The 19,600-nt window shown below is 63.9% G+C and carries 18 protein-coding genes; 10 read left to right on the top strand and 8 right to left on the bottom strand.

The genetic code is table 11. The features are described 5' to 3' along the window. Window positions 1-6 precede the first annotated feature (6 nt). From BLQ39_RS06310 to BLQ39_RS06280, 7 genes are all read left to right on the top strand, one after another. Window positions 7-639, top strand: a complete 633-nt coding sequence (locus BLQ39_RS06310) for an aminoacyl-tRNA hydrolase (protein WP_092322600.1) — start codon at window positions 7-9, stop codon at window positions 637-639. Window positions 640-1,026: 387 nt separating this feature from the next. After that, the gene (locus BLQ39_RS06305; protein ID WP_135109366.1) at window positions 1,027-1,821 is read left to right on the top strand and encodes a hypothetical protein; all 795 of its coding nucleotides are present in this window, start codon (window positions 1,027-1,029) and stop codon (window positions 1,819-1,821) included. A 60-nt stretch (window positions 1,822-1,881) separates the two neighbouring features. Further along, a complete protein-coding gene (locus BLQ39_RS06300; RefSeq protein WP_092322597.1) occupies window positions 1,882-2,160 on the top strand; it encodes a type II toxin-antitoxin system Phd/YefM family antitoxin in 279 nt (92 codons plus the stop codon). Then, window positions 2,157-2,417: a type II toxin-antitoxin system RelE family toxin gene (locus BLQ39_RS06295; protein ID WP_092322595.1), complete on the top strand. Its 261-nt coding sequence runs from the start codon at window positions 2,157-2,159 to the stop codon at window positions 2,415-2,417. The genes BLQ39_RS06300 and BLQ39_RS06295 overlap by 4 nt, the downstream gene beginning before the upstream one ends. Window positions 2,418-2,446: 29 nt before the next feature. Then, window positions 2,447-2,710, top strand: coding sequence for a hypothetical protein (locus BLQ39_RS06290; RefSeq protein WP_092322594.1), 264 nt, complete (start codon window positions 2,447-2,449; stop codon window positions 2,708-2,710). A 52-nt stretch (window positions 2,711-2,762) separates the two neighbouring features. After that, window positions 2,763-3,137, top strand: coding sequence for a TA system antitoxin ParD family protein (locus tag BLQ39_RS06285; protein WP_092322592.1), 375 nt, complete (start codon window positions 2,763-2,765; stop codon window positions 3,135-3,137). 3 nt (window positions 3,138-3,140) lie between these two features. Then, window positions 3,141-3,707 carry an ATPase gene (locus tag BLQ39_RS06280; protein WP_092322591.1) on the top strand — a complete coding sequence of 189 codons (567 nt, stop codon included), beginning with the start codon at window positions 3,141-3,143 and terminating at the stop codon, window positions 3,705-3,707. 233 nt (window positions 3,708-3,940) lie between these two features. Here BLQ39_RS06280 and BLQ39_RS15805 read toward each other — a convergent pair whose 3' ends face one another. The 6 genes from BLQ39_RS15805 to BLQ39_RS06255 are packed head-to-tail and all read right to left on the bottom strand — an operon-like array spanning window position 3,941 to window position 11,650. Then, window positions 3,941-4,114, bottom strand: coding sequence for a hypothetical protein (locus BLQ39_RS15805; protein ID WP_167738556.1), 174 nt, complete (start codon window positions 4,112-4,114; stop codon window positions 3,941-3,943). Then, entirely contained in the window at window positions 4,111-5,310 is a 1,200-nt protein-coding gene (locus BLQ39_RS06275; protein WP_092322589.1) for a Wadjet anti-phage system protein JetD domain-containing protein, read from the bottom strand. Before BLQ39_RS06275 ends, BLQ39_RS15805 begins: the two co-directional genes overlap by 4 nt. Next, window positions 5,307-8,723 (bottom strand): ATP-binding protein, encoded by a 3,417-nt coding sequence (locus BLQ39_RS06270; RefSeq protein WP_092322588.1) that lies wholly within the window; start codon window positions 8,721-8,723, stop codon window positions 5,307-5,309. Before BLQ39_RS06270 ends, BLQ39_RS06275 begins: the two co-directional genes overlap by 4 nt. Continuing rightward, entirely contained in the window at window positions 8,720-9,598 is an 879-nt protein-coding gene (locus tag BLQ39_RS06265) for a DUF4194 domain-containing protein (RefSeq protein WP_092322586.1), read from the bottom strand. Before BLQ39_RS06265 ends, BLQ39_RS06270 begins: the two co-directional genes overlap by 4 nt. Next, a complete protein-coding gene (locus BLQ39_RS06260) occupies window positions 9,595-11,145 on the bottom strand; it encodes a DUF3375 family protein (protein ID WP_092322585.1) in 1,551 nt (516 codons plus the stop codon). Before BLQ39_RS06260 ends, BLQ39_RS06265 begins: the two co-directional genes overlap by 4 nt. Further along, window positions 11,117-11,650: a DNA-binding protein gene (locus BLQ39_RS06255; RefSeq protein ID WP_092322583.1), complete on the bottom strand. Its 534-nt coding sequence runs from the start codon at window positions 11,648-11,650 to the stop codon at window positions 11,117-11,119. The genes BLQ39_RS06260 and BLQ39_RS06255 overlap by 29 nt, the downstream gene beginning before the upstream one ends. Window positions 11,651-12,082: 432 nt before the next feature. Between BLQ39_RS06255 and BLQ39_RS06250 the strand changes: the two genes are divergently transcribed. Next, the gene (locus BLQ39_RS06250; RefSeq protein WP_092322582.1) at window positions 12,083-13,243 is read left to right on the top strand and encodes an exodeoxyribonuclease X C-terminal domain-containing protein; all 1,161 of its coding nucleotides are present in this window, start codon (window positions 12,083-12,085) and stop codon (window positions 13,241-13,243) included. A 335-nt stretch (window positions 13,244-13,578) separates the two neighbouring features. Here BLQ39_RS06250 and BLQ39_RS15800 read toward each other — a convergent pair whose 3' ends face one another. Together BLQ39_RS15800 and BLQ39_RS06240 are read right to left on the bottom strand one after the other, a co-directional pair. Further along, on the bottom strand, window positions 13,579-15,096 hold the full coding sequence (locus BLQ39_RS15800; protein ID WP_167738554.1) for a zinc ribbon domain-containing protein: 1,518 nt from the start codon (window positions 15,094-15,096) through the stop codon (window positions 13,579-13,581). Further along, window positions 15,093-15,899 carry a metallophosphoesterase family protein gene (locus BLQ39_RS06240; protein WP_135109364.1) on the bottom strand — a complete coding sequence of 269 codons (807 nt, stop codon included), beginning with the start codon at window positions 15,897-15,899 and terminating at the stop codon, window positions 15,093-15,095. Before BLQ39_RS06240 ends, BLQ39_RS15800 begins: the two co-directional genes overlap by 4 nt. A gap of 1,163 nt (window positions 15,900-17,062) precedes the next feature. Between BLQ39_RS06240 and BLQ39_RS06235 the strand changes: the two genes are divergently transcribed. Both BLQ39_RS06235 and BLQ39_RS06230 read left to right on the top strand, forming a co-directional pair. After that, window positions 17,063-17,797, top strand: a complete 735-nt coding sequence (locus BLQ39_RS06235) for a GNAT family N-acetyltransferase (RefSeq protein ID WP_092322578.1) — start codon at window positions 17,063-17,065, stop codon at window positions 17,795-17,797. A gap of 1,182 nt (window positions 17,798-18,979) precedes the next feature. After that, window positions 18,980-19,549, top strand: coding sequence for a hypothetical protein (locus BLQ39_RS06230; protein WP_092322577.1), 570 nt, complete (start codon window positions 18,980-18,982; stop codon window positions 19,547-19,549). Window positions 19,550-19,600: the final 51 nt, after the last annotated feature.

Below are 19,600 nucleotides of genomic sequence, written 5' to 3'. Positions count from 1 at the left end.
ATCGCCATGAGCCTCGTCCAGACGATCATCGTCAAACCGTCCACGCACTTCGACACCGTCGCCGCGGCGGCGCTCGCCTCTGGCCTGGCCATGGTGCACGCTGACCTGAGCAGCGACCCCTGGAGCGCCTGGCTCGGTGGCAGCTTCACCAAGAGCGTCCGGCGCGTCAAGCGGCCCATCGAGCTCGAGCGCATCAGGGCCCTGGGGCTCACAAGCACAGAGATCGCCGTCGGCGACGCGGTGGCCCTCAGCTTCGTGCCGGCGCACTACGAGGACAGCCCTCGCGAGATCAGCCGGCTGCAAGTCTCCGGCCTCGATCTCGCACGCGAAAGAGATCGCTTCCGGCGTCCCGGCGCAGTGGCCCCGCACATCGAGATCAACACGGATGTCTCGATGAGCACCGGCAAGACCGCCGCACAGGTGGCGCACGCGCTGGGCGCCTGGTTGCTCGCGCAACCCCTCAGCACCCGCTGGGCCTGGGCCCGAGACCCCGGGCTCAACATCGGCGAGGTCGGCTTCGCTGACTATGCAGCACAGGGCCCCGATGACCCCTCGATCATCACGATCGTCGACAACGGCCTCACCGAGATCGCGCCAGGCACGGCGACAGTGCGGGTCTACCTCGACCTGCTCGTCTGAGGCTCGCCGTTGGGCTGCCTGCGGGGTGAAAATGACCCTCAGGAGAGCCATTTACTGCGTTATCCCAAAAACGGTACGTGTCGCGGTACCTCTGGCCCTCGTATCGACGCCACTAAAACCCCTGATGAAAGAGCAATTCATCACCGCAGGGCTACATGCGTGTTACCAGTTGGGTACCGCGTGAAAATGCACAGTTCTGCTGCGTGATCAGGGGAAACGAGCAAAAGTACCGTTTGTACCACGATCTCGACAGGACTCTATAGGTGCGTGTGCGCAGGCGCGCATGTGTAGGGTTTCTGCGATCAGGCGGTACATAGGGTACATCTCTCTCTTTCTCTCTTCTGAAAATAGACAGTCAAAGGGAAAGACAGGCCAAAGCGCCCTGAAGTGCGTACCGTTTTTGAAAATCTGCGAAATAAATACGGTACCTGCCCTGCCGCCCGCGTGCTCCATAAACGCACCCTCATCTGGCAATCTGCTCCCACGAGCATGCCAGCGCTATTGAAAAAATACGGTACTTTCGCCGGTACTTTTGCCGTTCTGCGCTGCAAACCAGCGTTACGGGACATCCACAAGAAAAGAGAGAACACCATGCGAAACACCGAGCAAACCCTCAACACCGCCATCGGCGAGCTCCGCTGCCTGAGCCCCAACAGCCCCGCCTCACTCGACGAACTCACCGCACTGAGCGCCGCACGCGACTGTGTTGACGAGCTGCTCCGCTCCTGCGTTGCCCAGCTGCGCGCTGGCCCCCAGCGCACCCACTCCTGGGCGGACATTGCCTACGCACTCGGAGCCGCGTCAGGAAACGCTACGCGGCAACGCTACGGCTCAGAACTCGCTCTCGCCGACGAGCAAGTGCGCTCGTTCTGGCGAGCATTCGCCGATCGTTTCGCCTGGGAATTCCTGCCAGCCGGCTTCCTTCACGCCCTATACACGCAGTGGATGGGCGCCGAATTCCCCGAGGACGCACGCCTCTCAAGAGAGACCTTCACGCGACGCCTGAAGGTCCCTGCGACCGCATCGGGTGAATGGGCTCACACCCGCTCCCGCCCCGGCGTGATGATGAACGCGGCGGAGCCTCTGGCCGTGGGGCTCGCTGAGTGGTCGCGTGACGGTTCAAACGATGCCATCTACGGACTCCGCAGGAGCGGGACCACAAGCGGTATTCTCACGGCATGAGCGTTGTGTGTCCACACCTGCACCTATGTTGCATGTGTACACAGGTGCTAGAATCAGAGCATGGACACCATCACCTCTTCCGTCACGATTCGGTCCCTCCGCGGGGATCTCGCTGATGTTGTGAACCGTGCCGGTTATGGTCACGAGCGCGTCCAGATCACCAAGAATGGCAAGCTGGCGGCCGTGCTGATCGGGCCCGAAGATCTTGAGCTCCTCGAGCAGCTCGAAATGCACAGGGATGTCGCCGAGTACCGAGCAGCGAAGACCGCTGATGACGGTGAGCGCGTCGGCCTGGGCGAACTGCTTTCTGAACTCACGGGTTCTGAGCAACACGAGTGAGTTCCTACCGCGTCGAGTTCACCACCGCGGCCGCCAAAGAAATCAGAAAGCTTGACCTCGGAATCCGCCGCCGCATCCTGGCCGGCATTGCCGAGCTGGAGCACGATCCCCGGCCCGCCGGCTGCAAGAAGCTCACGGGCGAAAGCAACGCATGGCGAATTCGAGTGGGCGATTACCGGGTGCTGTACGAGCTTCTCGACGATGCCCCCGTCGTGACGGTGGTCCGCGTGGCGCACCGTCGTGAGGTCTACCAATAGCGCATACGTCCCACGAAGGGTGCAAGCCAATGTCGAATACCGAGGCAACTCTGGAGGCCGCACCATGCCGCGCCTGCGGAAACTGGATCTGCGACGACTGCGGCGCCCGGCGCCTCTACGCCAGCAGATTCTCGAGCACGCCGCAGCACTGCGCGATGTGCGGGGGCACCAACGGTCACATGGCCACGGTTGCCCACCGCGCGAGCCGCGCCGACGACCATGACGCGTCCTATCGTCGAAGCCTGGCCGGCGAGGTCGTGCTGCACTACCCGCTGCGCACCCCACTGCGCTAATCACTCGTCGAAACATCTCGACCTTCCTGTAGCAGTTTGCTACACTCACAGCATGAGCACCACAATGCCGATGCGAGTGGACGGCGACCTCTTTGAGGCCGCGAAATCAGTTGGCGCTGTTGCAAGCCGGAGTGCTGCGCAGCAGATCAGCCATTGGGCCAGGATCGGGCGCGAGCTCGAGGCGTCGCCTGGCACAAGCCCCCGCGATGTCCAGCGCGTGCTCGCGGGCGAGGCCGGCTACAAGTACGACAACCTCGGCGAACGTGACCAGGCGGTGGTGCGGGCAAGCTGGGATGAGCAGCTGGACGAGCGACGGGCCAAGCTGAATCTCGCCACCGAGTTCGCGAAATCCGGACGCTCATGGAGCGAAGCGGACGCGCAGGGCCATCTGGTCAAACGTCACCACGCTCAGCAAGACGACGCCTAACAGGTGCCGATCCTTCACCTCCTCGCCGGGCCGAACGGCTCGGGAAAGTCCACCTACGTCGCCCACCTTCTGGAACCGGTGACGCACCTTCCGTTTGTGAACGCCGACGTGATTGCCGCCGAGCGCTGGCCTGATGCCCAGTCCGAGCATGCCTACGAAGCATCTCGCGCCGCGGCCGACGAGCGCGTGCAGCTGCTGGCAGCCGGAAAATCTTTCATCACTGAGACGGTGTTCAGCCATCCGAGCAAACTCGACCTCGTTGATGATGCGATTGCACGCGGTTACCTCGTGCATCTGCACGTGATCCTGCTTCCCGTCGACGTGGCGGTGAGTCGTGTTGCTGAACGCGTGCGTTACGGCGGTCATGACGTGCCCGAGCAGAAGATTCGCGAGCGGTACGCACGACTGTGGGACCTCATCGCAGCGGCCCGCACGACGGCTCATCGCACTGAGTTCTTCGACAACAGCACGGCCAGCAACCCGTTCCGCCGCGTCGCGGAGTATGAACATGGCCTGCTGATCGGCGAGCCTTCCTGGCCGGCCTGGGCGCCGGCGGCACTCACCGCCTGACCCACACTCCTACGCAGCGCGCGCGGCCGTGTGCGCTGAAGGAGTTAATCACCACTGTTCTCGCTCTAATTCGTGTTTAGCAACGACAAACACCATCTAGGTGCTGTGCACGCTGACATCACCAACACCGCTTGGCCTCCACACGAGGTTGAGACTCTGCCCTGGCGTCAGCAGGTACGCGACGGCACGCGTGAAGACCGGGTACTGAAACGATGTGAGGACCTCATTCATGTCTAGCTGGCTTGGCGCGCACGGGTAGAAGCACGACTCTTGCGCAGCAGCGTCGCGTTCGCGTCCTTCCGCGCCTCCGAGACGATCTCGTCACGAACGCTCTGGTCGTTCAAGTCGCGCAGACAAGTCGCGAACGGCGGTGTGTGCTCGATCCTCCCGGGCGTCGATGCGGTCACGGCGTCAGACCCTCGTAGACACCCGATACGGACTGCTTGCAGACCAGTTGCACAGCCTCAAGTGCCCGACCCAAGGGAATCCGTTCCTGTTCGACCCGCCGATGCCCGGTGCGCTGAGCATCGAGAACACGTAGATACACAGCCCGTTCGTCAGCATGGAGGTTCGTCCCTGGCCTCGGGGCTCCGGCCGTGATCGCTTTCGTATTCTTGTCGAGGTCAGTACCGAACTGCTCATACGCCTCGTAGGTCTCGGGGTCCATCAGGATCGAGTCGACGTCGCGATCGAAGTCGGCGCGGTAGCCGTCCAAGATCTCGTACCCATCCCGGTCGATGTCGCCCCAGTAGACGACCACGGGCGCGTCTCGGATCCAGGGGAACGACGCGACCGTCTTGCCGCCCTTGCCCACGCCCTCGACAGAGATGCCGCCGGCAAGGGGCAAGAAGTGGATGGCTGTGTCTTTGTTTTCCGAGATGATGACGACCTCGGGCTGATAAGCAGGCACGAAGGAGTCGCCCACTGTGGCCGAATCGTGGACGCGCCCACCGGCAGCCCTGTGATCGGGGTCAAGGTAGGTGAAGTGAATACGCGACGAGTGCTCGGGCAAGAGGCTCAGGTCTGCAAGCCCTGTGAGCGCCTGGACCCCGGCCTTGTGCGACTGGAGCCACTTCGCGTGCACGCCTGGGAGCGGGACCTGCCTCGGGGTGACGCCGAGCGCGGCGCGAGCCGGGTCCTGGAGGTACCAATCGGCGACGGTGAGAAGCAACCCGAAGTCGACCGCTGCGTACGTGTCGATGAGCCGCAGGGTGCGACCGATGTCGATCATCTGGGGGTAGCCCTCCCGCAGGATGGCCAGCCGCATGCGGGCCCGCCCGAGCCGGTCAGACCAGTCCCCGCCCACAATCCGGGCGGCGTCGTCGATGGACTCGACTCGGGCGTGAGCCGGGACGGCCTGCACAGTGCCGCCCTTGGCTCTCCGGTTGGTGTAATCGAGCACAACGCCGGTTCGCCGAGCCCAGTCCTGCATGCCGACCGTCCACGCGTGGATGGGCGCGTAGTCGTCACGCAGAGCGTCGGCGTCCAAGCGCCCGAGGGGGAACGCGTGCGGGAACGCTGCTTCCCCACCGACCAGGTCCGTGTGCCACCTATCACTCAGCCGGCGCCGGATGTCCGCGACGACGGTGTCAGGCGCCTTCATGCTGCGTCTCCGGCGATCTGATCGTCGAGCTCGTCGAGCTGCCCGTCAGGCTCGTCGAGCAAATCCTGAACGTAGGAGTACCCCTGCTCGTTCTTGGTGACGGTGAGGAGCCGGTCCATGTGGGGTTCAAGAGCCGTCACCTTGTCGAGCGGCGCTCCGATGACGAGCTGGAATCCGAGGTCCTGCCATGCCTTGACGGCCCGGCCGGCGAACTCGCCGTCGGACTTGACGAACCCTTCGTCGAGGAACACCGGCGCGAACCGGGGCCGTGAACGCGACTCGTCACCGAGCTGGTACCGCAGCGCCGAACCAACAATGAACGCGATGAGTTCCTGGGTCTCCCCGCCGGACTTACCGCCGAGAGAGTCGTAGTTGGCGATCTCGCGACGATCCTCGTCGAGACACACCGCGGTCACGGCGACATGCTGGCGCACGTCGAGGTACCGGTCCCGCTGCGAGGTCGAGGACTTGGTGTGGCCTTCGGGAATGCGCAGACGGGTCATGAACTCCTGAAGCTTCGTGAACCGGCTCTCAACCTGCTGCTCGGTGAGCTCCTGTGCGAGTCCAGACGAGAGCTCGCGAAGACCACGACGGAACTTGCCCAGCTCGTCGCTCTGCAAGCGACGGAGGCTGATCTGAAGGATGCCCTTGCCGCCGAACGGCAGCGTCTCCAGAATCCGGTTGATCGGTGCAAGCCGGTCCTCGATGTCCTCGAGTGCGGTGTCGAACGCGTCGTTGAGGCGCAACAGGTCGTCGCTGGACCAGGCAGCGAACTCACGCCTCCACCGATCCCGGCGCTCGTACAACCCCTCCGACTCGATCCGGTCGAGGATCTCGCGGTAGCCGTCTGCGGAGGCGACCTTGACGCCGAGGTTGTGCTCCGTCCAACGGTCCTTGTACGCCTCGAACATGCTCTCCATCGCGCTCACCGCGTTGCGGGCGGTCTTGCGCGCGGCCTCGCTCTCCTCCCCGAGACGTTTGCGCAGGGCGTTCATGTTCCTGGCGAACGAGTCCAGGCTCGTGGCGTCCCAGTTGCCCGTGAACAGAGCATCCAGGTAGTCCTGCTGGGCCTCGGTGACGGTGGCGGTCTGCGCATTGACGATCGCGTCCACACCGTCCTGGGCTTCGTCCTGATCGGACACCAGATTGCCGTGACGGGCCTCCAGGTTGTTCCTGCCCTCGTGGGCGAGGACCTTGACCCGATTGGCCTCCTTCAACAGCGGCTTAATGCGTTCCTCGTCAGCCTGCAACGCATCCAGGATCCTGTTGGCGGACCGCAGCCGTGCGATCTCGTCCTCGAGTTCAACGATGCGCCGGTCGATGCCGAGATGGTCGATAGCCGCCCAGGTGGCGTCCTGGACGTAGCCGTGCGCGTCCTTCTGCTGGCGGAGATCGCTCAGGCGTGCCTGCACGTCGGCAAGACGCTTCCGCATCGCGGCCATCTCGGGTTCGAGCTCGGCCAGCAGCCGGTCGATGTCGGCAAGCCGGTGCTCATTGGAGAAGCCGATGATGTCGCCCTCCCCGGACTCCCCGTGCGCGCCCTTGTCGCCGTTGCGGGTCTGCCCGGATGGGGTGACGCGCGCCCCCTGGCCGGTGAGCGAGGCTGCGTCGGGAACGCACAGGTGGTCGACGCCGGTGTCGCCGACCCGGTCCTGAACCCAGCGCGAGAACGGTGAATCCTTGAACGCGAGCTTCCCCGAGACGTGGTCGGGATCACCTCGCCAGTCCTCGTGCTCGGCGAGGCTAACCGCCTGGTAGCGGATGCGCGGCCGGATCGGGACCCCGTCAATGGCGGCGGAGAGCCGGTCTCGGGTCTGCCGGTCAACCAACACGGTCCGAGCGATACCGCCGAGCGTGTTCTCGACGGCCGAGCGCCAGCGCGATTCCTCCGGCAGTACGTCGAGGAGCTCAGCCACGAACGGCAGGTCGACCATGGGGTCGAGGCCTGCGGCCTGCGCCATCTGCACCCTTGCCTCGTGCAGTCGTTTCGGCACCATCCCGGAGCGCCCGGTGAGGGACTTCTTCTCGTTCATGAGATCCACCTGGCGGCTGGTCAACGGGGCACGTTCGTCCTGGACCTCGTCCTCCGTCACCAGGAGCGCCGCCTCACGCGCGCCGAACCCCGCCAAGAAGTCCGCCGCGGCGACCTGCGCCTCAGCGAACTGCTCCACGGTCTCGGGCGCAACCAGATCAATCGCCTCAGTGCGCGTCTGGAACCTCACGTTGGAGTTGTAGACCTCGTCTCGGCTGCGGCTGAGGCGAGCCATCTCGCTCCTGCGCTCGTCGATTGCATCGCCGCCGTTGCTGCGCTTGTCCTCGGCGATCTGGGTGAGCTGGCGTTCGTATTCGGCTTCGTCGGCCTTGGCCTGCGTGTACGTCGTCGTGGTCTCGGCATGCTTCCGGCGGTTCTCCGCCACTGCGGTGTCGAGCAACTCCCGCTCCGTGCGCAGCATCCAGAGCCGGAACGGCGAGGGGCCCGCATCCTCGGCGCCGAACTGACGGATCAGGAATTCTCTCGCCTCGGCCCCGGCCAGGTCCTGCTGCAATCCGGGCAGCCGGCGCAGCGCCTTGACCTTGTCTGCCTCGTCGGTCATCTTGAGGTAGGCGGCCTCCAGATCGGCGAAGTGCGCAAGAGCGTCGTCGGCGACCCGGTAGGTGATCGGCTCCTCGAGGACCATCGACTTGTAGAGGCCGTCGACACGCTTGACCTGCATGCCTCCCTGGACGCGGGCAAGCAGTCGCATGGCCTTCCGGCCGCCGTCACCGCCGCCGATGCCCAGGCGCGTGTGGATGTTGTCCTCGAACTCATAGAACGTGTTGAAGGTGACCAGGCCCGGAAGGGCGGCCTTCAGCGCACGCTTGTCGAACCGCGTGTCAGCCAGCGGGGCGAGTCGGGAGATGTCGAGATACCCCTCGACAGTGGCAAAGGTCGTCGTGACGTCGCCGCCCACGCTCGCGCCTGCCTTGGCGAAGTACATCCGGAGGGCGGTGTAGCGCCGACCGTCGTCGTTGATGAACGTCCCGGCGAGTGCACCCCAGATGGGCTCGCCTTTGCCGCCGCGAAGCACCTGGTCGCGCAGCTCGTCCGAGCCGTCGACACGGTTCGTGTCCATCTTGCCGCGCAGGTAGGTCAACAGGTTGCGTTGCTCGGCCGAGCGGGCTCGCCCGCCCGCATCGTTCGAGGCCCCGTTGAACGGCGTGTCAGAGGGCATCATCAGTGCGAGATACGCATCCAGCACCGTCGACTTCCCCGATCCCGACGCGCCGGACATGAGGTTGGAACCGGGTGAGAAGCGCACCTCGGTGCGACCGTGGAAACCGCCCCAGTTCGCCATCTGGAGCGCCTCAATACGCCACTGCGCATGGCCCGTTCCCGGCCTCGGCTGCGCAGGGATCATCAGGTCGAGCGTCATGCGTCTTCCTCCTCAATGTCGAACAGCAAGTCGAGCGTGCCGTCGGTGTCGCTGTCTGCGTCGCTGTCTGCGTCGCTGTCTGCGTCGCTGTCTGCGTCGCTGTCTGCGTCGGCGTCGTCCGAGTCAGGCGCATCGGTGCCGTTCTGGGCCATCAGCCACGTCGCCAGGACGTTGGCCCGCTCGACCGGCAGGAGGACCTCGATGATCGGCGAGATCCTGAATCGGTCCGGGTCCCCGGTCTTCAGGAGCACGCCGGCGCTGGCCAGAGCGTCGATCGCCTTGTCAGCCCGTTTCTGGTCCATGGCGCGGTGCGTGGCGTGCTCGGGGCGCATGTCGGCGACATCGTCGAGCAACGTCTGACGGTCCACGAACGCGATGTCCTCGCCCTCCTGACGCTGGGCGAAAAACCTCTGCCGCAGGAAGAGCATCATGATGGTCTCCTCCTTGGTGTGGGAGATGTCGCGCAAGAGTGACGGGAGCGGATCCCCGGTCTCCGCGCTGGCCTGTCGCTTGAACGCGACCTGGAAGTCGCGGTCGACGTGGAGTTCGAGGAACAGATTGTTCAAGTGGCTCTTGATGACGTCCTGGTTGACGATGAGGACCGCCCACTGCTCAGGGTGACGATCGGCCGAGATGTACCGGTGCTTCAGCAGCGCGTGGAGGCAGCGTCGTTGCTCGGGATACAGCGTGCCCGTGTCCCCCTCGAACATCGCCAGGCTGGTCTGGTCAGCTTCGTCGTCCTCGAAGTTCGGCGCCGCCTCGACGGCGTAGGCATCCACGTCGTAAGCCTCGAGCGCCTCAAGGTCGTCGATCGGGTCTGTGTCGACAGAGTCGACAGCGAGGACGCCCTCGTCGTTTGTCAGGGTGTCGGTCATCGTGGTTCCCCCTCGGGATTAGCGTTCTCGGTTGCCTGGAGCGTGGATGTCGGGATGAGGAACCGCCGGGTGGTCCCGTCCGGCCGCGTTGCGGAGACTGACTCACGCAGCCCCGGGTTGATCTCTCCGCCCATCCGGGTGAACAAGTGCAAGAGGCCGAGGATCTCAACCGGCCGGCGCAGGTCCTCCGGCAGGGTGTTGAACAGCGCTGCGGCAGACTCAAGGTCGCCCGCGGCCTGACTCGCCTCAATCTGCCGACGCAGCTGGTCCAACGACGGCCCGCCCTGCTTCCGGATGTCGTCGAGAGACAGTGCCGCAGGAGCCCCCTGGGAAACGTCCTCGAGCGGCTCGGGCGCGCGTTCGCTTTCGGGGTCGAACGTCCGGAACCGCAGCGCCGCAATGTCCATGCCCGGCGGGATGATCTCCACCTCGACATGGTCACGGGCCCTGGCCGACTGCATCCAGATGCGCATCTCGCGATCGGCCGAGCGCAGCGCAGCGTCGAGCTCGCGGTTCTTGATGTGGTCGTAGTTCTCGATGTGCTCGCGCAGCGTCGCCGTGAGGCGTGTGCGCTGGCCGAGGACATCGGAGATGCCATGCCGAATTACCTCGACAGTCGTCCTGAGCTGGCGCTGCTCATCGGGAAGCAACGTGCCCGCCCAAGGGTGGGCGAGGATCGTCTCAAGATCGACGCGCATGCTCGTCAGCCAATCGCGCTTGCGGAGCAGCTCCAGAGCCCCCGAGAACGCGCGACCCTCCGGGGTCCCCGTCAGCAGATTGTCCGACTGGTCCAGATAGTCATCCACCACTTCGCCGACCGGACGTTCCTCTTCGCGGAACCGCTTGGTGATGTCCCGGTGCATATCCCGGACAGTCTCCTCGACCCGGCGGAAGTCGGAGGGGAGGCCGTCGAGTTCGCGCAGCACATTCGCGAACTGCTCGGTCAGCTCGGACTCCGAGGATCCCGGCAGCTCGCCGCCGCCGTCCAGCCGCTCGTACTCAGCCTGAAGGCGGCTCATCTCCTCCGCGAGACGGCGCTTGCGCTCTTCGCGGTCCGGGTTGGCCACCAGGGCCGCTTCGGAGACGACACGTCGCATGGTCTCGATGCGAGACACCGAGACGTTCAGCTGAGTGCGGGTCGCCCGCGTCACGTAGTCCAGCGCCTGCTTCGCGTCGCCGGTGAGTTGGTAAGTCTCCTGGCCGCGGCCGGGATCGCGGTAGAGCCAGCGCTCCCGCACCCACTGCATCGCCAGCGCTTTCCCGCCGCCCACGGGCACAGCGTGCCCGGTGCTTCGGAGTTCGTCGAGCAGAGCATCGACGACGCTGTGGAAGCGCTCGACCGGCATGGACTGCGTGTCCTGCGTGAACACGGTGGCGAAGATGGGCATGATGACGCCGGCGGACTTGCGGTCCAGAAGCTTCAGGGTGGGCGTGTTCAGTGCCGCCTCAATACGTGCGACGTCGCCCTCAATACCTGTTGCCATGCCCCCCACTCCCATCACTGCAACCTGGTCCGCGTCAGCTGACCGTCGCGGCGCGAGCCGCATCGAGCTGGGCGAGTAGTCGGTCTCGCTCTTCGGTCACAGCCGCCAGCGCACCCTCGGCGCGGTCTGCTCGCGATCGTTCGGCTGCAAGCTGGGACGCGTGGTCGTCGGCCCTCTCTGCGGCACGCTCGCTCTCCTGCTCAAGCTCCTCGACCGCTGCGGTGAGTTGTGCCACTTCCTCCTCGGATGCGCGCAGCTTCGTGTCCCCGGCGACTCGGAGTTCATCGACCTCCGCGTGCGTGAGAGTGCGCGCTTCGCGCCACACCCCTTCGAGGACAGAGAGGAAGCGAGCCTGGAGATGTTCCGGCACTGGCTCGGTGGAATCCTCCACGGCCTTCTTCTCGCGCGCTTTCCAGGCCTTCGTTGCCGCCGCGGCCGTTGACATGGCGACAGCGCTGCGCTGGCGCACGGCTGCGGCCGTCACACTGGCGCCTTCGGCGGCCAACTGGTCGGCGGCGCGCATGGCCCTGTCCTCGGCAGAGGAGATGATCTCGATGTCCTGGCTCATATCGGCTCCTAGAGATTCTAATTTCGGGTATTGCTGTCGCGGAAATGCAGTAATGCTTGTGACCTTACTCCCTTACCGCGCAAATTCGTCTCTAAATATCTACATGAATCTGAGATTTGTCGGAGTTAGTAAGCCGGTAATTAGCGCCACCGTTCCGCATTACTGACCCGCTTGAACAGGTCGATTGCCGTCCGTCGGCTGCGCAATCTGAGTGCGTACGCGGCCACCCGCCAAGTTCGGCGCGGACCAGGTCGACGACGACGTTTGCATGGACCCATGCTCGGCCCCGGGTCTGACATCGGCTCGACCGCCGTGCACCGACGCGCGCACCATCGACACGCGTCCCCACTACGTTCCCTCCCACGAACCGCCCGGCGCCGCCGACGGCTTCGTGGATCCACCCAGCCACACACCCCAGAAAGAGGATCAACCATGTCCGAGATCGTCAGAGTAGAAGACCCGCCGATGATCCGCTTCGGCAAGCACAGCGGCAAGTCCGCGGCCGAGGTCATGGCCACCGACCCTGCCTACGTGCAGTGGGCGCTTGCCCAGCCCTGGTTCCAGGAGAAGAACCCGACACTCGTCCAGTTCTTCGTGAACGGCAGCGTCGCCGGCCTGGGCAACGCCACAGCAGAGCCGGCCGAGACCCCCGAACACAACGCGCTCCAGGCGAAGTTCACCCAGGACGCCTACTGCCTCGCCGCTGTGGCGATGTTCTCTGCCGGTCGCAAACTGCGCACGGCGTCAGAAGTCCAGAGTGAGGCGGAATCCCTCGTCGGCGCAGCCCTGGCCGGTCACGTGACTTCCTCGCACCCGTCGATCGAACAGCGGTCCTTTGAGGTGAACGCCTGGGACGTGCAGTTCAGTTACTACGGCGCATCGAGCGAGATGGACCCCCCGAGCGAACCGAGCTGCTCTTGCGTGCCGATTCCACTGCCTGACGTCCCTGACGAGCTCCCGCCTCATGGTGTGGAGGTGATAAACCGGGATGATACTGACGCGTTAGCCGCGCTTAAGGAGTTCCGTCGTCTTCATCACGCGCGAAAGCAGAAGGTAGAGGACCGCGCCGCAATCGCCGAGGTCAACCGCAACCGCAATTTGCCGGGCTATCGGCCGTTCCAAGGCAGGCTCCCCGAACGTGCGATACCCGCCCATCGCGCGCTCAGTCTCTTCGAGAGCTACACCTCCAAAACGAAGCACGAGTCAACCTGCCCCCGATCAACAAGTGGGTACTTCAGCAAGTGGGGGCTCCTCAACGCGGACGTTGTTGAGGGCGCGACCGCCCGGATTGGGCTCGAGCTGAAGCCCACAATGGGCGACGACTTCCCTGCGGTATTGAGGCAGGTTCTGGGCTACATGAAGCGGGCCACTCAGCAGAGGGCTCATTTCGACGCTGTGGCCGTTGTCGTCGGCGAGTTCATGTCGATGACCGTCTCTTGGCCCGTCGTGAAGAAGCAGTTCTGGGAATCTGGCGTGCTGCTCGTGCAGGAGGCCGAACTGGATGCTCTCGTCGAGCAGTACGCGCATGACTGGGGCATCGACCTCAGCGTTCCGGAGGCTGACTTCACGGTCAGCTTCACCGACCAGCTGTAGCAGCACCGACCGCAGCGCCAGGCCGTGCGGCATGTCACTTGGGTATAAGCGCTGAAACCCTTGTGACATGCGCGCCGGGCGGTCAGAGCGCGGGTTGCCAAATAAAGTGTCGCCCCGAGCCCCTTTTTCTGCGCAGCCTCGCCTCACTTCAAGGGGGTGGTTTTTTACCCCCGATAATCGCACTTATCCGCACTATCGGCGCATAGGTTCTTGTCGGGTTTGGTTTCCAAACCTGTACAACTACCTGAACAGTTTCCGCTTTCATGAGGTGCCGTGAATTGCGTTTGCCGGCTGCGGGAGCCCGGAGAGGCCAACTGCAAAGACCGTGTGCGCTTTCAGGCGCGGGTCGAAGAGGGTTCTCGGCGCCGAGTTAGCCCAGTCGGGGGTGAACCCCAGCGTTGGGTGAATTGGGCGTCGATGATCTTCTTGACTATCCCGCGATACATCCAGAGTTGAACAGAATCATTGTGGGAACGTCCCAGAATTGTTCGTGCTCCGTTGACGTCAGCGTGGGATTCTCGTCCGCAGAACCGGCAGCGGAAGAGCTCTCCACTCCGGTTGCGGAAATCTATGTTGGTGCAGCTCGCGCACTGCTGGCTTGTATAGGCGGGGTGCACATATGTCACCGCGATGCCGGCCGTTTCCGTGAGGGAGGTGAGTTTTGCCCTGACGGTCGCTCTCGCGGATTTGCTCAGGAGATGGTTCATGCTCGGGCTCATTCCGCCGCCGCGAAAGTCGAGTTTCTCGACCACGATCGCCCGAATGTTGCGCCGGGACAGCTGGTTCAGGATTCGGTTGACCTCGTTCACCATGTGTTCGCGAATGCGGCGCGTCAGCTCGCGGTAACGCCGTGATGCGCGCAGCTTGATGCCTTGCTTCTGCAGGGCGCGCGTCAGTGCGAGAAGTTCCGCGTCACGCTCCTTCAACCAGGGGAAAATGGTGTTGCCGAGCAGTTGCCCGTCCGACGTCGCAAACATGTGCGACAGGCCCCAATCCAACCCCACCACTGCGCCGTCCCCGCGCAGCGGTGCGAGGGCGTTCTTCCGCAGCAAGCTCAGGCTCACCTGGTTGTCCGTGTCGACGCGAACTTGCGCGTAATGCAGGACCCGGCCGGGTGCAGTTTCCATGTGCTCATACGACGACAACGGAACCATGACGCGGTGACCTCGATCCAGGGTGGAAATCTTCACCCAGTAATCGAAGGTCTTCGCGCGAGAACGCTCCACGTTCACAATCAGACTGTCCATCAGCATCGTACGAATGGAACCCAGGCGCGGGCGCGGGTGCGTCCGAGTCACCTGCTTGATCATTTGGCGCGACAACCGATACACGGCTGCCGGTGGTGCCTCCTCATCCGTTGGGAGGAGAAGGGAACCGTCTTTGAACCACCACGCCCGGAAAGCGTTCACCTGATAAAGCCAGAATTGGGTGTTCTTTGGTAATTTCGAGCCGCGAATCAGGACAGCAACGCGCAGCTTCGCCATCCCTTCCCACGACCGGGTCTCCTTGAACGCCTGATTCGTAACAGATTTCCACTGTCGCTGAGTCAAGACGCTCGTTTCGGCGAGAGGTTTCGTGTCGAGGTACTTCGGAAAGCGCGCGCCCTCAAAACGCGCTCGTGTGAGCCCTGAATGGATTCGGACCAGACCCGCTTGCCATGGGGCAAGCATCGCTACGATCGATTCTGTTTTACGCACGTTCGCGGACTGCGGCAGCGGATACGTGCGCACAACCTCGCGCGGCTTCCTCGCCTTGGTAGGCGGCCCAACGCGATTGGTCAACGACCCGTTGCCGAATTTCCCTGGGGCCACGTCATTGCGCTTCTTGGGAAGCTCGAGGATGATGGCGCTCACTTGGATTCCTTCGGTGCGCGCTCGAGCCATTGCCAGTTCAACGTCGACAGCTCAAGGAGAGCGAGATTCCTCGCCTGACCGTCACGGCCGAGCGAAATGACCTGCTGACCCGAAGGCAGCGCTACCTCGTCCGCTAGATGCATGTGGCCGTGGAAAAGCAACTTCGGGGCGACCCTGTCCCAGACCCTCGTGACGAGCGCGCGTGACCGGCTTGAGTAGTTCAGAGCCTCCGGGCTCCACCGCATCGGATTGGACCGGAGCATGTCTTCCGAGGCCGGGGTGCCACCGTCGATGGCCTCGTGTGTTAGTAGGACATCTGCCGGGCCGTCGCTGATGGCTCGCTCGACGTCCTGCTCCGTGGGCAGTTCGCCGGGGAACCAGTCGATACCCGCTGATCGCATCTCATAGTCCACGGAGGCAGCGCCGCCGAACGATGCGAAGGTCCTGTTGCCGATCTCGAACCGATAACCGCGGGGAAGGACTTCAACTACTGCGCTCAGCGCCACTGGCTCACCGGGCTGAGAGTTGAACTCACTGTCCAGCCAATCCCAGTCCTCGTGGTTGCCCGGTGTGACGAGCACGCGCGAGATGCCGGCCCGGACGCACCAGAAGTCGACGGCGTCGAGGAACTTGCGGCCGCCTGCGCCGGCCCAGATTCCGAAGCCTCCGACGTGGAGGATCGTTCGTATTTCAGGGGCATTGCGGGCAATCGACGGGATGGCTTTGCCGACCCAGGCGGTGTTTGCGTGCCAGTCGCCTGCCACGACCACGTGCGTCTCATCGCCCGGCATCAGTGGTTCCATTTAGCTGGAACTCCCAACCGTCTCGGGAGCAATCCGCGGGGAACGCTTGGTGGAGGCCTGAGCAAGGTTGAAGAACCTGCTCACCGCCACTCGTCCGACTCGACGATCTCTCTCACCGCGCGGACGTCGCCGCCGTCGCGTAGCCACTCGACGGGTGTCTTGCGCCCCTTGGCGACAAGGCTCGACTGTACCGTAGCCATGAACCCGGCAATGCTGGTCCAGCCCCATCTCGGGGTGACGACCTCGATGACCTCGGCCAGGCCCGGGAGTAGCTTCCCCGGGGATCCGAGACTGAATTGCCAGACCGGAAAGCGGAGCCGGCCAGAGATCTCAACGGCGTAGAGGCGACCCTCGGCGATGGCGGTCTGAACGGCTTCTTCGTCCCAGCCGAGGAAGCCGGTGACGTCTTCCGGCCCCAGGGTGGCGCATAGGTGCGACAGGAAGGCCTCGGCTGCACTAGCTGGAGTCCACCTCGGTCCACTTCCCTCTGTGTTGCGGCCAACGTTTCGGCGGTGAAGGTTCCGGATTCGATCAGGAATCGCTCCTGCTGCTTGGTCAGCCTGTTCTTCGACACGGGCCTCATGGCGATTGCTAGTTCGGTGAGTGAATCGATTATGAAGTTTGAGTCGCCTGCCAGATTGGCTATCGCTTGTCCGAGGCGCTGGAGGGCATCACCTGATACCGGCTGACCAACTCGTCCGTCGAGGCTGTCGGAGTCGGGTGGCAAACGGGTCATGGGGTAACGCTAGAGGAAGTTCCTCAGAGTCCCTGCGCACGTGTAGATGGACCTACTGAGGGCATTTCTGCGTTTCCGCACTGCACATTCTGCTCGGAGACCAACAATAAATGGTGACGAATCGCGCACCGTTTGGAGCCCTGTGGGCACTCCAAGAGCCATTCGGTTCCCAGCGAATTCAAAGGTGTAGACGCGCCAGGCGCTCAATTTGAGCACTGTTTGGCGTGCCACAGTGTCATCCATCATGGACGTTTTCGCGGGGCTGGATGGGATGACGGCGATGCAGGCGCTCCCGATCCCGGCGAGACGATAGCGGGGATAGCAACCCCTTGAAGCGAAACGCGGCTGAATTGAGAACGAGGGGACGGAGCGCACTCTGGAGGGTGGAATCGGCCTCAGTTGGCGCGGTTTGGGCTACTCTCATCGGATGGATCCAGCAGCAGGCGTTAGCATCCGCTTCGGCACGCCGTCAGATATCTCGGCCCTCCTCGAGTACGAGCGAATGTACTTTCCCGCAATCGCGGGAGAACATCACGCCGGCTATCTGTACGAGGACTCCGAGCTCGCAGCCTTGACGCTGACGGAAGGCGTTGCAGCCCCGCTGCGTTCGTTCACGCTCGTCGCGGAAGTGGGTGGGGAATTGGTCGGCTTTGCCGCCGCGGTGCCTTCGTCCTTCCCTGGCACGGGGCAGATCGACCCTTCAGCCATGCTCCTGCAGTACCTCGCGGTTGACCCCGACCGAAGGCATGAAGGGATAGGCAGCGCGCTCGTCGCAGATATCGAGCGGCGCAGCGTCTTCTCGAGGCAGAACGTGATCGTCGCCCATGTGCCGCTGTCCCAGGCGGACTTCTACCGGGCCAACGGATGGGACGTCTTCGCCGAGGGCCGGGGATACGCATGGCTGCCGTTCAATAATATGCTGCGCGCCGATATCGCCGATCCCGCACTTGGCTTCCCTCTGATGGCGGGGAAGAAGCTTCGCCCGAAGGCGATTCGGTCCGACTTCGACTTCCCGATCGTTCGCGGATTGCCAATGCTTGATGCGTCGGCTGAACTGGTTCGACGCATCGACACAGGCCATATCGACGTTCATGACCTCGATGAGGATACTCGCGGCATCGTCAACATGTCCCGCGCTGATTCGGCCGCTCGCTCGCGCTGACGTCCGATCGTCTTCAGAGGCGTGCCTGTGGTCGTGGAAGCCGCGCGCCTTGCACGGTCCCGCAAAACCCATTGCAGCCGCTGTAGGGGCTAGTTCCCGCTGGCCCGTGCGCAGATACGATGCTCGACCAGGCAGCTGCCACGCTGGTTCCCTGGAGCTGATCTGCAACGGGGCCTGCGGCCAACCAGGCGACTACATTCGTGTCGACTGCGTCTCCAATGTGGTGAAGCTCACCAGGCTGTCCAGCGCCTCTGCGAGGCTGTCGCGGGTCCCGCTTCTCACTCCTGCGTCGATCGAGACGGAGCGTCTGAGCAGCCTCTTCGAGACGACTCAGACACGGCAGAAGTCGCCATGAGGGAGGTCTCCGCGATGCTCCGACCTGCGCTGAGTGTGAGGCAAAGGTGACCGCGTGCCCGCGGCCACGGCAGGGTGAAACGAGCATTGAGTCAAAGGGTGAAACGCGCTCTGCGTCGCTGCGCTCCATGGCTGTCAACACGGTGCCAAGGCACCGGAAAAGCCGTTGACAACCAAACCCCGCCTTTCCAACGGAAATGGAGGCCACTGTCACCACCCCCTAGTGCTGTCACCTACGGCGACGGGGTGTTGACAGAGGGTGTGGAACCATCCATTTACGCTGATACACCAGCAATTATGACCTCGATTCTCCGCTGGAGCTCCGAATACGAGGGAGAAAGGAAAAGGGCATAAGAGTTCGTGGCACCTCGCTTCGTTTTTCATTCCGCTTCGCTACATGAAAATCTCGCTTGGTGGTCGGCGTAGCCGACACGAATTCGGGCGCCCCAGTGACTCTCGCTTCGCTCGGTCTCTGTGTCTTCCTCCCCCTCGTCACTGCGCTCCTTGGGCTCTTACTGCGTCACTGCGCTCCTTGCCCTTCAACGCCCCTATGGGGGGCCTTGCCGGGTGTCCCTCGTCCTCCGGGCGCCCTGGCTGCCGCGTGCTCACCGAAACCTGCTCGGCCTGCACTGACCGGTGCTCAAGCCAACGGTCGTCAGCGCGCACCCAACTGGCCTGCAACCGAAATGCGGAGGGCGCATGGGGCGGTACCATGAGCTTCCGCGGAACTGCGCCCGCTCGGCCGCAGCCGGCGGATAGGTCGCCGGAGGCCTGCACGGCCCAGGAACGTTCTCACATCCGAACAGGGCGACAGGAGAGGATTCACCCGTGGTCAACGACGAAGGCCCCACCGTCGCATACGCCGAGCATGCCTGGTACCAGCATCTCCGCGAGCAGTGGAAGCCCAAGCGCGTGCGACTTCTGCTCGTCGCCGAGTCGGCACCGGACCCGGGCGCTGCGGCCACAGAGCGCCGGTTCTTCTACGCGCCGACGGTTAGCCGAGCCGACAATCTTTTCCGCGGAGTCGTGCTGGCCCTCTATGGGCAGAAAGTCAGCACCGGCGACGACCGCACGGACCTTCTCACCCGACTCCAAGACGATGGCGTCTGGCTCATCGACCTCGCACCGTACCCGGTGAACCACTTCGGCGGCCGTGCCCGCCGAAGTGCGCTCCGTGATAGCGTGCCCGCCCGTCTCGACGAGATCCTCGACATCGCCCCCGGCGGCATCGTCATCTGCCACACCCCGAGCTACCGCGCGCTCGCGCCCGCACTCATCGCGGCTGGCGCCCCGCTCCTTCACGACCAGCCGATCCCGTTCCCGCTCGGGAACTTCCGCAACCAGTTCGCCGAAGCCGTCCGCGATGCGGTCCGGCCACTTGGGTTCAGCGCACCCTGACCACGGAAGGGGTGAAGGTCAGGTGCCTGGCGCACAGGCACCGATCTGGTC

This window comes from Cryobacterium psychrotolerans, assembly GCF_900101115.1.
GTDB classification, from domain to species: Bacteria; Actinomycetota; Actinomycetes; order Actinomycetales; family Microbacteriaceae; genus Cryobacterium; species Cryobacterium psychrotolerans.
Note: the sequence above shows the minus strand (reverse complement) of the source record. Positions and strands in the feature narration are given on the sequence as shown.